This window comes from Bradyrhizobium sp. 138, assembly GCF_023074075.1.
Classification (GTDB): Bacteria; Pseudomonadota; Alphaproteobacteria; order Rhizobiales; family Xanthobacteraceae; genus Bradyrhizobium.
Genome location: NZ_JADPKT010000084.1, coordinates 330,320 through 343,085, shown reverse-complemented (window position 1 = coordinate 343,085; position 12,766 = coordinate 330,320). Strand labels below are relative to the sequence as shown.

General features: G+C 64.1%; 12 protein-coding genes. 5 read left to right on the top strand and 7 right to left on the bottom strand.

Translation table 11 applies throughout. The annotated features are described in order from the left end of the window. Nucleotides 1-182, top strand: a 182-nt coding sequence (locus tag IVA79_RS29615) for a hypothetical protein (protein WP_247559707.1), incomplete at its 5' end; no start/stop codon positions are given. Nucleotides 183-307: 125 nt separating this feature from the next. Here the strand turns inward: IVA79_RS29615 and IVA79_RS29610 are convergent. Both IVA79_RS29610 and IVA79_RS29605 read right to left on the bottom strand, forming a co-directional pair. Beyond that, nucleotides 308-526, bottom strand: coding sequence for a hypothetical protein (locus IVA79_RS29610; RefSeq protein ID WP_247559704.1), 219 nt, complete (start codon nucleotides 524-526; stop codon nucleotides 308-310). A 184-nt stretch (nucleotides 527-710) separates the two neighbouring features. After that, entirely contained in the window at nucleotides 711-1,688 is a 978-nt protein-coding gene (locus IVA79_RS29605; RefSeq protein WP_247559702.1) for a magnesium transporter CorA family protein, read from the bottom strand. Nucleotides 1,689-2,025: 337 nt separating this feature from the next. On the opposite strand from IVA79_RS29605, the gene IVA79_RS29600 reads away from it, so the two are divergent. Continuing rightward, nucleotides 2,026-2,706: a L,D-transpeptidase gene (locus tag IVA79_RS29600; protein ID WP_247559700.1), complete on the top strand. Its 681-nt coding sequence runs from the start codon at nucleotides 2,026-2,028 to the stop codon at nucleotides 2,704-2,706. 36 nt (nucleotides 2,707-2,742) lie between these two features. On the opposite strand, the gene IVA79_RS29595 is transcribed toward IVA79_RS29600, so the two are convergent. Beyond that, the gene (locus IVA79_RS29595; protein WP_247559698.1) at nucleotides 2,743-3,828 is read right to left on the bottom strand and encodes an extensin family protein; all 1,086 of its coding nucleotides are present in this window, start codon (nucleotides 3,826-3,828) and stop codon (nucleotides 2,743-2,745) included. 65 nt (nucleotides 3,829-3,893) lie between these two features. On the opposite strand from IVA79_RS29595, the gene IVA79_RS29590 reads away from it, so the two are divergent. Both IVA79_RS29590 and IVA79_RS29585 read left to right on the top strand, forming a co-directional pair. Beyond that, a complete protein-coding gene (locus tag IVA79_RS29590) occupies nucleotides 3,894-5,522 on the top strand; it encodes a fatty-acid--CoA ligase (RefSeq protein ID WP_247559696.1) in 1,629 nt (542 codons plus the stop codon). Nucleotides 5,523-5,791: 269 nt separating this feature from the next. Beyond that, complete coding sequence (locus tag IVA79_RS29585; protein WP_247559694.1) at nucleotides 5,792-6,646, top strand: DUF1499 domain-containing protein; 855 nt, start codon at nucleotides 5,792-5,794, stop codon at nucleotides 6,644-6,646. A gap of 71 nt (nucleotides 6,647-6,717) precedes the next feature. Here IVA79_RS29585 and IVA79_RS29580 read toward each other — a convergent pair whose 3' ends face one another. From IVA79_RS29580 to IVA79_RS29565, 4 genes are all read right to left on the bottom strand, one after another. Continuing rightward, a complete protein-coding gene (locus IVA79_RS29580) occupies nucleotides 6,718-7,635 on the bottom strand; it encodes an MBL fold metallo-hydrolase (protein WP_247559692.1) in 918 nt (305 codons plus the stop codon). Between the two features lie 155 nt (nucleotides 7,636-7,790). After that, nucleotides 7,791-9,005, bottom strand: coding sequence for an acyl-CoA dehydrogenase (locus tag IVA79_RS29575; RefSeq protein WP_247559688.1), 1,215 nt, complete (start codon nucleotides 9,003-9,005; stop codon nucleotides 7,791-7,793). Between the two features lie 189 nt (nucleotides 9,006-9,194). Continuing rightward, nucleotides 9,195-10,271, bottom strand: coding sequence for a 3,4-dihydroxy-2-butanone-4-phosphate synthase (gene ribB, locus IVA79_RS29570; protein ID WP_247559686.1), 1,077 nt, complete (start codon nucleotides 10,269-10,271; stop codon nucleotides 9,195-9,197). A gap of 168 nt (nucleotides 10,272-10,439) precedes the next feature. Beyond that, nucleotides 10,440-12,170, bottom strand: a complete 1,731-nt coding sequence (locus tag IVA79_RS29565; protein ID WP_247559684.1) for a cation:proton antiporter — start codon at nucleotides 12,168-12,170, stop codon at nucleotides 10,440-10,442. 67 nt (nucleotides 12,171-12,237) lie between these two features. Here IVA79_RS29565 and IVA79_RS29560 point away from each other — a divergent pair, with 67 nt between their 5' ends. Beyond that, nucleotides 12,238-12,765, top strand: coding sequence for a DUF3124 domain-containing protein (locus tag IVA79_RS29560; RefSeq protein ID WP_247559682.1), 528 nt, complete (start codon nucleotides 12,238-12,240; stop codon nucleotides 12,763-12,765). Nucleotide 12,766: the final 1 nt, after the last annotated feature.

The following is a 12,766-nucleotide window of genomic DNA, read 5'->3' as shown; positions in this document are numbered from 1 at the left end:
TTGCTGTGCCGACGCTGCCGCGTCCACCGCAAGCCCGGCTCGCGATCAAGACGACCTCGAGATCGCCCCTCTTGGATGAGCCGGGATGGACGACACATACGCTAAAACCGAATTTCGGTAAAGCGCAATATTTTTGCGCGGATGGGTTGACAGCGTCGCCGGGTGTTTTGCCCGACGGGTGACGAGGAGGCTCTCAGGCGGAGCGCTTACGTCCGCGACCGCACGTCGGCGAAAGCTTATCGAGAGGGAAGCAAGGCGATCCAGACAACGCCGCCGCAAGACCTGGATCGCCCTCGCCTTCCGTTCCTCAATCGATTCGAATCCGACGTGACCGGTCGCGCGGCCGCGGAGCGGCCGTGCTGAACGCAGTCGAGCAGTCGTCGTCATTCTCACCGTCGAGCAGCGGAGCACCACAGTGCCGGCACATGCGCGCCGACATCGACGGCGCCTTGCCGCTCGTCATCGCCTGACGATAGTTCGCCAGATCGATGACGTTGCGGGGCGACGTTATGTGTTTTTCAACCATGGTTGTTCCTCGCGGCTACGCACTGCTTATCGCAGACAAGTTTCGCGCAAACGTTCAGCCCACCGCTCAAATTTTACCGGAGGAATTGGGGCGGCAGGCACGCATCACCGCGCGGCCGCAATCCCGCTCTATTCTGCGACACCAACCACCATGTCTCTGCAAACGGTGTAAGGTCTCGGTAGTATTACAGCCACTTCTTGAACTTGAAGATCCAGTACGGGACGATCGCGGCGATCAGCATCATCACCAAAGCCATCGGATAGCCGTGCACCCATTCGAGTTCCGGCATCACCTTGAAGTTCATGCCGTAGACCGAGGCGATCAGCGTCGGCGGCATCAGGACGACGGCCATGACCGAGAACAGCTTGATGATGTTGTTCTGCTCGAGATTGACGACACCGAGCATGGCGTCGAGCACGAAGGTGATCTTGCTGGAGAGATAGGAGGCGTGGTCGGTCAGTGACGCCACGTCGCGCTGCATGGTCTTGAGCTGCTCGCGCATGTCCTTCGACCATTTCACGCCCTCCACGACCGCGGACATGAACGTCACGACGCGGCCGATCGAGACAAGGCTCTCGCGAACCTTCGACGTCAGGTCGCCCTTGCGGCCGATCGAGATCAGAATCTGGGAATATCTCTTTGCCTGCCCGTGGCGCTCGCTCTCCGGCTCGAAGATGTCGTGGCTGACTTGGTCGATCTCGGCGCCGCACCGCTCCAGGATGTCGGCGCAGCGGTCGATCACGGCGTCCAGCAGCTCCATCAGCACGGTCTCGCCGGTGATGGACGGCGTGCAGGAGCGAGCGAGCTTGGCCTCCACCAGGGCGAAGGGCTTGGGGAGATCGTAGCGCACCGTCACGAGGCGATGGTCGGCGAGGATGAAGGTCACCGCCGTGGTCCGGGGCATGTCGGTATCGGAGTGGCACATCAGGGTCGCGGTCATGTAGCGGGCGCCGTTCTCGATATAGAGGCGGCTGGAGATCTCGATCTCCTGCATGTCTTCCCGGGTCGGGATGGCGATGCCCGCGAGCCGCTCGACCGCCTTGTCCTCGGCCGCGCTGGGATTGACGAGATCGATCCAGACCGCGCTCTCCGGCAGCACCGTGAGGTCCTCGACGACGGCCTTCTTCAGGGTGGACTCGGAGGGAACGAACACCGAAAACATGCACAACTCCAGAGAACCTGCGTCAGAATGACAGCCCTTAGCGCGATTCTGGCAGGTTCACGATGACAACCGCATTAACGAAGCGTTGGCATTTGTGGCTGCGTCGTGTCCCAACTGTGGCACGGAATCGACAGTCCGGGCCCTGACGGCCCCAAAACTCCCACAGACCTGAAAAATTTGCGGCAGAAAAGCCACAGGTTGGGTCTCGCAGCGCGGGATAAGGCCTTCAGTGCTGGAATTGTGGCAGATTTCAACGATAATGGGATTAACGGAGTCGAGGAACTTGGGCGGTAAGCTCGGGCCTTCCGCACGGTATTGCTTTGATTGGAACCAAATCATGTCGTCGCTGAAAGTTAAGTTGGTAATTCTGGCCGCCGGCCTGATGCTGTCGGGCTGCATGCAGGCCACGCATTACGAGGCGACCGACACCAAGGCCTTCAAGCCGAAGGACAAGGAACTGCTCGCCAAGGTTCGGTACGAGAATACTCCGGTCGCCGAGCCGTTCCGCCGCGCCATCGTCCAGTACCACCGCAAGGAATCGCCGGGCTCGATCGTGGTCGATTCCGACAACCACTACCTCTACTACGTGCTGGAGGGTGGCAAGGCGATCCGCTACGGCATCACCGTCGGCGAAGAGGCCATGGCCTGGTCCGGCATCGCCAAGGTCGGCAGCAAGACCGAGTGGCCGGCCTGGCATCCGACCCCGGGCGAGATCTCGCGCCTGGGCGTGCCGACCTATGTGGCACCCGGCCCGGACAATCCGATGGGCTCGCGCGCGATTTACCTCTATTCCGGCGGCAAAGACACGTTGTTCCGCATCCACGGCACCAACCAGCCGGAATATATCGGCGCCTCGATCTCGTCAGGCTGCATCCGCCTGACCAACGAGGACGCGATCGATCTCTATGATCGCGTCAAGGTCGGCACCCTCGTCGTGGTGCTGGAGCCGAAGCATGGCGACTCACCCTACAATTCGCGGCTTGCGCTCGGCGCCAGCCAGCAGACGGCCAGCTACTGATCGCCTCTGATCCACTGAGTGCAAAAAGCGCCGGTTTCACCGGCGCTTTTTTGTGGCCGGCTTGTGCGGCTGGGACTTGCTGCCCTCGGCCGGCGACTTCTCCGCAGGCGCCGGCGCCTTCTCCGCCGCCTCGTCGTCGGCTCCCTCCTTGGCCTCGGGCTTGGCCGCGACCTCGCGCGGCGGCGCCTCCTCGGGTCGTTCCGCCGGCAGCAGCGGAGCGACCTGCGGCAGCGGATCCCAGACGTTCCACTGGCAGATCCGGTAGTCGTTGCGCCGTTGCGCCAGGTCGAGATGGATATGGTCCTCGTGGTACCAGTCCGAGCCCGGGCCGAGCACGGTGGAAAATCGCCCGCAGACCGAGTGCAGCACGCGCTCGCGCACCTCGCGGGACATGGTGCGGTCGGTGAGGCCAATCGATTGCCCGTTGGCCAGCTTGATGGCACGGATGTCGATCGCATTGGCCTTGCCGTGCTCCGACAGCATCGCGCCGGCGACGCGGTTACGGCCGCGGCACTCGAAACTGTCGAAATTATCGAGTTCGCCAATGGTCGAGCCGAGGCTGGTGGCCAGCGGCACCATGTCCTTGCGCAGCCAATCAGCGATCGCGGACGCCATGGTGCAGCGGAGAATCGCCGCGGGCTTGACCGTCACCTTGCGCTTGTCCGGCAGCACGATGGCTTCCAGCCGCACCAGATCCTCGCCGCCGCAGGCGCCGGGGCCGCGGATATCCGGAATTGAGGGCGCGATCGCGATCTCCTCGGTCAGCGCGAGACGGCAGGCCGAGACCGGTTTCTGGGGTGGCGGCGCAGCCTCGGCGGGCTTGTCGGCGCCGGGCTTGTCCGGAGAAGGCTTGCCGTCAGCTTCCGGCGGCGCCTCGTCCGATGCTTTGGGCGCCTCCTCAGGGCGCGGTCTCGGCAGCGGGATCTTGGCGGAATGAACCGCCGCGCGCGGCCGTGGGGCGGCAATACCGAAGATATCGAGCGGGGACGCATGTTTTCGCGCCTCTGCCCTCTCGGCGAGCACGAGCGACAGCCCGAGCGCAGCGGTAACCATTGCCGCGCCAGCGGACATATAGCCGCGACAAGACCATTTGCGGCGAAAGTCCGGCAGGCTAAAACTCATGGCAATTCTTTGGCCCAACGCTGAGAGCGATAACGCGCCCAGCGACTTCTCGGAGGAACGTCAGAATGCTCGGTTTGATGCAAGATTGGCCCCTGCTCTGCCACCGGATCATCGAACACGCCGCCAGGATTCATGGCAAACAGGAGGTGGTCACACGCTCGGTCGAGGGACCGATCCACCGCACCAATTACGCCGAGATCCACAAGCGCGCGCTCAAGGTCTCGCAGGTGCTGGAGCGCGACGGCATCAAGCTCGGCGACCGCGTCGCAACGATCGCCTGGAACACCTGGCGCCATCTCGAGGTGTGGTACGGCATCATGGGGATCGGCGCCATCTGCCATACCGTCAATCCCCGCCTTTTCCCCGAGCAGATCGCCTGGATCATCAACCATGCGCAGGACCGCATCGTGATGACCGACATCACCTTCGTTCCGGTCCTGGAGAAGATCGCCGACAAGCTGACGAGCGTGGAGCGCTACGTCGTTCTGACCGACAAGGCGCACATGCCTGAGACCACGCTGAAGAATGTCGTCGCCTATGAGGACTGGATTGCGGAGGCCGACGGCAAATTCAAATGGAAGGACTTTGACGAGAACACGGCAGCCGCGATGTGCTACACGTCAGGCACGACGGGCGACCCGAAGGGTGTGCTGTATTCGCATCGCTCCAACGTGCTGCACGCGCTGATGGCCAACAATGTCGACGCGCTCGGCACCAGTGCGTCCGAGACCATGCTGCCGGTGGTTCCGCTGTTCCATGCCAACAGCTGGGGCATCGCCTTCTCCGCCCCCTCGCAGGGCACCAAGCTGGTCATGCCCGGCGCCAAGCTCGACGGCGCCTCGGTCTATGAGCTGCTCTCGACCGAGAAGGTGACGCACACGGCCGGCGTTCCGACGGTGTGGCTGATGCTGCTCCAGCATATGGCCGCCAACAATCTCAAGCTGCCGGACCTGAAGATGGTGATCTGCGGCGGCTCGGCGATGCCGCGCTCGATGATCAAGGAGTTCCTCGACATGGGTTCGAACGTGCGTCACGCCTGGGGCATGACCGAGATGAGCCCGATCGGCACCGTCGCGGCGCTGAAGCCGCCGTTCCAGAATGCCACCGGCGATGCGCGGCTCGACGTGCTTCAGATGCAGGGCTATGCGCCGTTCGCGGTCGAGATGAAGATCACCGACGATGCCGGCAAGGAGCTGCCCTGGGACGGCAAGACCTTCGGCCGCCTCAAGGTCGCCGGCCCGGCCGTCGCCAAGGCCTATTACCGGGTGGATGCCAACATTCTCGACGAGGAAGGCTTCTTCGACACCGGCGACGTCTCGACCATCGACGAGGACGGCTACATGCGGATCACCGACCGCTCCAAGGACGTGATCAAGTCCGGCGGCGAGTGGATCTCCTCGATCGACCTCGAAAACCTCGCGGTCGGCCATCCGGCCGTGGCGGAAGCCGCCGTGATCGGCGTGTTCCACCCGAAATGGGACGAGCGGCCACTGCTGATCGTGCAGCTCAAGCAGGGCCAGCAGGCCACCCGCGAGGACATCCTGAAGTTCATGGACGGCAAGATCGCCAAATGGTGGATGCCCGACGACGTCGCCTTCGTCGACGGCATTCCGCATACCGCAACGGGTAAGATCCTGAAGACGGCGCTGCGCGACCAGTTCAAAGATTACCGCTTCCCGAACGCGGCGGCGTAGGCCACGACCACCGTCATGCCCGGGGCAAAAGCGCGAAGCGCGTCTTCGCGCCAAATGTCCCGGGCACCCACGTTCTGGCGGAAAGAAAGGCGTGGATGGCCGGATCATAGGCGAGCGGAAGCGACGCCGTCCTTCGGTCGGCTATCCCCGGCCATGACGATGCAGTGGTCTGCGGAACTCTTGAATTTGCCCCCGCGCCGTGGTCTCAACGGCCCATCGTCGCGCCAAATCGGCCGGCATCGCTCCCAAACCCCGGCAGAGCTCACTCGATGGCCCGCAGGTTTTCCGCTCCCTACCAGTCGGAGCCCGTGTCCAGCCTCGCGAGCTGGGCGCGCAATCTGGCCGTGTTCGCGGTGGTGGCGGTGGTGGTGTCGGTCATCATCGTCCGCTTCGATTTCCTGGAGCCGAAGCCGGCGCTTGCGACCTTCTTCGGCGGGCTTGCGATCGCCGGCCTCTCGATCCTGTTCGGGCTCGCCGGCTTTGCCGCGATCTGGCAGAACGGCTCGCGCGGCATGGCGCGCATCCTGCTTGCCCTCCTGATCGACGGGGCGATCCTCGCCTACCCCGCCTATCTGGCCTTGCAATATCGCAAGCTGCCAGCGATCTATGACATCACCACCAACCCGATCGATCCGCCGCGTTTCGAAGCGCTGGCGCGCCTGCGCACCGGCGAGGGCACCAACACCGCGGTCTATGCCGGCCTCTATTCGGCGGAGCAGCAGCGCCACTTCTATCCCGATATCGAGCCCGTCGAGCTCGAGATTTCCGTCGACCGCGCTTATGCGATCGCGCTGCAGCTCGTCAACAAGCGCAAATGGATCGTCATCGACGAGCGCGCACCGCAGCCGCCACGCCGCATCGGCCGCATCGAGGCGGTGGCGCGCACGCCAATCATGGGTTTTCGCGAGGACATTTCGATAAGGTTCGTGCCGGACGGCGATGATTCCCGCGTCGATATCCGCTCGGCCTCGCGCAATTTCGACAGCGATCTCGGCAGCAACGCCGCGCGCGTCAAGAAATTTATCGACGATCTCAACACCGCGGCCGACGCCGATGCGCTCAAACCGGTGAAGAAGACGCCGGTGGCACCGCCGAAGGCACCGGCAAAGACCGTCAAGAAGTAGCGAATGGTGAGTGGCGAATAGCGAGTGGGCGCCGCCTTCCCTATTCGCTACTCCCTGCTCGCCATTCGCCCTTAAGCCATCCGATACGTCCCGCCAATCACGGGATCGCCCTCGGTCGCGACCACGCCGCGGGCGACCAGGTCTTCCAGGTGCGCCAGCACCGAATAACCGGCCGCCGTCGTCAGCCTCGGATCGATGCCGATATAGATCGCGCGCACCATGGTCGGGATGTCGGTCTCGCCCTTGGCGAGGCGGTGCAGGATCGAGGCCTCGCGCGCCTTGCGGTGGCGGATCAGGAAGCGCACGAAGCGCTGGCCGTCGGGAATCTCGGGGCCGTGGCCGGAGAAATAGAGATCCTCCTCGCGTGCGGCGAGCCGGTCGAGCGAGTCCATGTAGTCGATCATCGAGCCGTCGGGCGGCGCCACGATCGAGGTGGACCAGCCCATCACGTGATCGCCGACGAAGTTGAACTTTCGCTCCGGCCAGGCGAATGCCAGATGATTGGCGGTGTGCCCCGGCGTCGCCACGGCCTCGAGCCGCCAGCCGTCGCCTTCGACGACGTCGCCATGGGCGAGGTTGACGTCCGGTGCAAAATCGCGGTCGGCGCCGGATTCCGGATTGTGCTTCTCGCTCTCGAAACGCGGGCGTGAAGCCCGGTGCGGGCCTTCGGCATAGACCGGCGCGCCCGTCGCCTGCTTGATCCGCGCGGTGTTCGGCGAATGGTCGCGATGGGTGTGGGTGACGAAGATATGGCTCACCGTCTCGCCGCGCACCGCATCGAGCAGCGCCGCCGCATGCGCCGCATCGTCAGGACCGGGATCGATGATCGCGACATTGCCTCGGCCTACGATGTAGCTGACGGTGCCGGTGAAGGTGAACGGGCTCGGATTGTTACAGAGCACGCGGCGCACGCCGGGCCGGACTTCCTCGACGATGCCGGGCTTCAGCGGAAAATTGCGGTTGAACGGGACGTCGTCATTGTCGGGCATGGCTTGTTCTTTGTTCTTGGCGTCATTCCGGGATGGCCCGCGAGGGCCGATCACAGGTGCGCAATTTGCACCGGGGAATCTCGACGAACAGGAGCGATGCCGCCCGAGATTCCGGGTTCGCGCTTTCGCGCGTCCCGGAATGACGGACGACGTGGCTAGAAAAACGCCTGAATGCCCGTGATGGCGCGGCCCAGGATCAGGGCGTGCACGTCGTGGGTGCCCTCATAGGTGTTGACCGTCTCGAGGTTATGGACGTGGCGCATCACATGGTACTCGATCGAGATGCCGTTGCCGCCGTGCATGTCGCGGGCGACACGGGCGATGTCGAGGGCCTTGCCGCAATTGTTCCGCTTCATGATCGAGATCATCTCGGGCGCGAACTTGCCCTCGTCCATCAAGCGGCCGACGCGAAGCGAGCCCTGCAGGCCGAGCGCGATCTCGGTCTCCATGTCGGCGAGCTTCTTCTGCACCAGCTGGGTCGCGGCGAGCGGCTTGCCGAACTGCTTGCGGTCGAGCGTGTACTGGCGGGCGCGATGCATGCAGTCCTCGGCGGCGCCAAGCGCGCCCCAGGAGATGCCGTAGCGGGCGCGGTTGAGGCAGCCGAACGGCCCCTTCAGGCCCGAGACGTTGGGCAGCAGCGCGTCCTCGGGAACCACGACGCCGTCCATCACGACCTCGCCGGTGATGGAGGCGCGCAAGGAAAGCTTGCCGCCGATCTTCGGCGCCGACAGGCCCTTCATGCCCTTCTCCAGCACGAAGCCGCGGATCTGGTTGTCGTGCGCGGCCGACTTGGCCCAGACCACGAACACGTCGGCGATCGGCGCGTTCGAGATCCACATCTTGCTGCCGGTGAGGCGATAGCCGTCAGAGACCTTCTCGGCGCGGGTCTTCATGCCGGCCGGGTCGGAGCCGGCATCGGGCTCGGTCAGGCCGAAGCAGCCGACCCACTCGCCGCTGGCGAGCTTCGGCAGGTACTTCTTGCGCTGGTTCTCGTCGCCATAGGCGTAGATCGGATACATCACCAGCGAGGACTGCACCGAGTTCATCGAGCGATAGCCGGAATCGACCCGCTCGATCTCGCGCGCGACGAGGCCATAGGCGACATAGCTCGCATTGGCGCAGCCATATTCCTCCGGCAGCGTGATGCCGATCAGGCCGAGCTCGCCCATCTCATTGAAGATCTCGCGGTCGGTCTTCTCCTCGAGATACGCCTTGGTGACGCGCGGCAGCAGCTTGTCCTGGGCGTAGGCGCGAGCGGTGTCGCGCACCATGCGCTCGTCTTCGGTGAGCTGCTCGTCGAGCAGGAACGGATCGTCCCACTGGAAAGAAGCCGCAGCCGGCTTGTCCTTGGCCTGAGGGCGCACGCTCATGAAACGTCCTTTCACGTCTGGTTCCGTCAAAATTTGCCCGACAAAGTAAAGCGCCGCGGCAACAAGTGCAATTGCATCCTGGTTCGATCATTGCGGGGCGATGCGAAGATCGAACCCGGAATCCCCTCGCCTCTACAATATCGTTTCCGGGTCTGGTGCTTTCAGCGCCATCCCGGAATGACTTGCGTGTCAGCTTTCAAGCTGCTCGTTGGCGACGATCTCGATGCCGAAGCCCGACAAGCCTTTGTAGTCGTGGACTGAGGAGGTGAGATGCCGGATCGAAGTGACGCCGAGGTCGCGCAATATCTGGGCGCCGACGCCGACCTCGCGCCACTGGCGGTTGCGGTCGGCCTCCGTCGCCGACTCGTCCGGCAGCGCCGCCACGGGGACGCCGGCCGCGCCGTCGCGCAAGTAAACCAGCACCCCACGGCCGGATTTCTTGAAATGCTCGAGCACGGCCGCCATGCGCTTGTGCCCGGTGAAGATGTCCTTGACGATGTTCGGCTTGTGGAAGCGGGTCAGCACGTTCTTGCCGTCGCCGACGCCGTTATAGACGAAAGCGACGTGGGCGATGGAATCGAACGGTGAGCGGTAAGCATAGCCTTGCAACGGTCCGATCGGACTATCGGTGACGAAGGTGGAGACCCGCTCGATCAGCTTCTCGCGCGCCTGGCGATAGGCGATCATGTCCGCGATGGTGACGTGCTTGAGCTTGTGCTGGGCGGCGAAGCGGGCGACCTGCTCGCCCTTCATCACGCTGCCGTCGTCGTTCATCAATTCGCTGATGACGCCGACCGGCGGCAGGCCGGAGAGCTTGCACAGATCGACGGCGGCCTCGGTATGGCCGGAGCGCAGCAGCACGCCGCCATCCTTGGCAATCAGCGGGAAGATGTGGCCGGGCCGGGCAAAATCGTTGGCGCCGACATTGGGATTGGCCAACGCGCGGCAGCACGAGGCGCGCTCCTCGGCGGAAATGCCGGTGCCGCCATCAGGCTTGTAGTCGATCGAGACCGTGAACGCGGTGGTGTGCGCGGAATCGTTGTGGGCCACCATCGGATCGAGCCGCAGGCGGCGCGCATCCTCGGTGGTCACGGGCGCGCACACGATGCCGGAGGTGTGGCGGATAATGAACGCCATCTTCTCGGCGGTGCAGAGCGAGGCGGCGACAATCAGGTCGCCCTCGCCCTCACGGTCCTCATCGTCGGTGACGACGACGAGCTCACCCCGGGCAAAGGCCTGCAAGACTTCCTGAACGCTATCGGGCATGTCCCAATCTCTATCGGTTATGCCGGGAGGCTTAGCCGGACTTGGGCCGGGGCGCTAGTGTCCCGGACGCAGGCGCATATTCCGGGCCGCGGGCCATCGGAGGCCAAGCTTGCACCGAGGATACCAGGGATATAGGTGCAGACAGCCGATCGGGAAGGCCGGCCGCCCTCAAGGCAACACTTCGCGCCGTTCGCCGAGCCGCTGATCGAGCTCGGCGCGCTTGTCGGCCAAAAGGCCGGCCTGAGCGGCTTCGATCACCGTGAACAGCTCATGCGCATCGCTGACCCGGGTCACGGTGACGTAGCTGGCGCCGGCCTCGTAGAGCGCGCCGACGTCGGCCAGGAGGTCCGCCGTCGCCACGATCAAGGCGGTCGGATTGAGCGCGCGGACGTGGCGGACCAGCTTCTCGTTGGTGGCGCCCTTCAAGAGCGAATCCGGCACGCTGAGGATGATCATCTCGGACTTGCCGATGCCGGCATGGAGCAACGTATCGACATTGCTGATGTCGCCATAGATCACGTGCAAGCCGCGCGAAAGCAGGGTCTGGTACACATTGGGGTTGAAGTCGACCACGGTGATCTGCTCAAGCAGCACCGGCGTCTGCCGCTCGATCTCGGCCAGCAGCGCGCTCGCCGCACGAAAAAAGCCGAGGATGACGATACGGCGGGCCTCTCCATGGCCGCCCTCGTGCCCCTCTTCGGCATGGCCGCTGCCATGATCGAGGTCACGCAGGCCGATCCGCTTCAAGGGGCCGATCGCCCAGCGGGTGATCTCGTCGCTGCGGCTCATCGCGAAGGTCGAGAGCACGGCGAGCACCACGAAGGCGAAGGAGGCTGCGTTCGCCGTCTGCGCCGCGATATGGTGATCGGTGACGCCGGTCTGGATCACCACCAGCGAGAACTCGGAAATCTGCGCGAGGTTCAGCGCCGGCAACAGGCTGGCGCGCAGGCCCTGCTTCATCAGATAGAGCGGCGTGAAGGTGGTGACGAGGCGGCTCACGACCGTGAAGGCCGCGATCATCAGCGCCAGCCCGATCACGGAGAGGCCGGGGATGGGAATGGTCATGCCGAGCGCAACGAAGAACAGGGTGATGAAGAAGTCGCGGAGCGTGGTGACCTTGGCGGTGACGTCGAGCGCATAGGGAAAGGTCGAGAGCGAGACGCCGGCGATCAGGGCGCCCATCTCGCGCGACAGCGACAGCCGCTGGGCGGTCTCGGCGACGAGGAAACACCAGGCCAGCGCGCCGAGCAGGATCAGCTCGGGCCGCCGGGCGATCTGATGGAACAGCCGCGGCAGCACGTAGCGGCTGACCAGCAGCGCGGCGGCGACCAGCACCGCGACACGGCCGATCGAGAGCAGGATGACGCTGGCTTGCAGGTTGGCAAGGCTCGGCTGCACCGCCAGGAACAGGATGGCGAAGATGTCCTGAAGCACCAGCACGCCGAGCGTGATGCGTCCCGGCAGCGTGTCGAGCTCGCGTTTCTCGTAGAGCACCTTGACGATGATCACGGTGCTCGACAGCGCGCAGGCGACGCAGAGATAGACCGTATCGAATTGCCCGCCACCGAGCGACAGGCCGACGCCGACGAAGAACAGGACCCCGAGCAGGCAGCCGCCGAGCAACTGGCCCCCCGCCGCGAACAGGATCACCCGCCCTGCCCGCACGATCTTCTTCAGGTCGATTTCCAGCCCGATCATGAACAGCATGAAGATCAGGCCCAGCTCGGAGATGACGCCGATCGATTCCTGCGAATGGACCCAGCCGGCGCCGAATGGACCTATGCAAAAGCCAGCGATAAGATAGGCCAGGATCAGCGGCTGCCGGGAGAAATGGGCGAGCAAGCCCAGCATCCAGGCAAACAGAATACAAAGAGTGATGTCGCGAATGAGCTCATGCATGCCAAATTGGTCCGTTTTGCCGCACCCTAGAGACAGGTTGCGGCGCGGCAAGCGAGCAATTCGTCACATGCGAAAAGGGCTGTTCGCAGCAATGCTGCTATGTCCCCTCGCCTTTGCCGTGCCCGCCGCCGCACAATCCAAGGTCAATATCGAACAGAACTTTGCCGATTCCCTCAGCGCAATGCCGAAGGAAGAACTTGCCGTCTCCGGCGGGTTCTACGTGCCCGCCTATTCCAGCGTCGCGATGAGCCAGGGCAAGCTGCGCGTCGACTTCTCGGTGACCTTGAGTATTCACAATGCCTCCGAGACCCAGCCGCTGGTGATCAAACGCATCGCCTATTTCGACACCGCAGGCAAGCAGGTCGAGAGCTATCTGAAGGCGCCGGTGGCCTTGAGGCCGCTCGCCACCGTCTCGATCTTCATTCCGACCGACGACGTGCGCGGCGGGACCGGGGCCAATTTCCTGGTCGACTGGGCCGCGACAGGCGAGATTGCAGAGCCCGTGGTCGAGGCCCTGATGGTTGGCGGCGTCGCCAATGCGCATTACGCTTTCATCAGCCAGGGCCGTCCAACCCGGACGGCGACCAAGAAGTAAG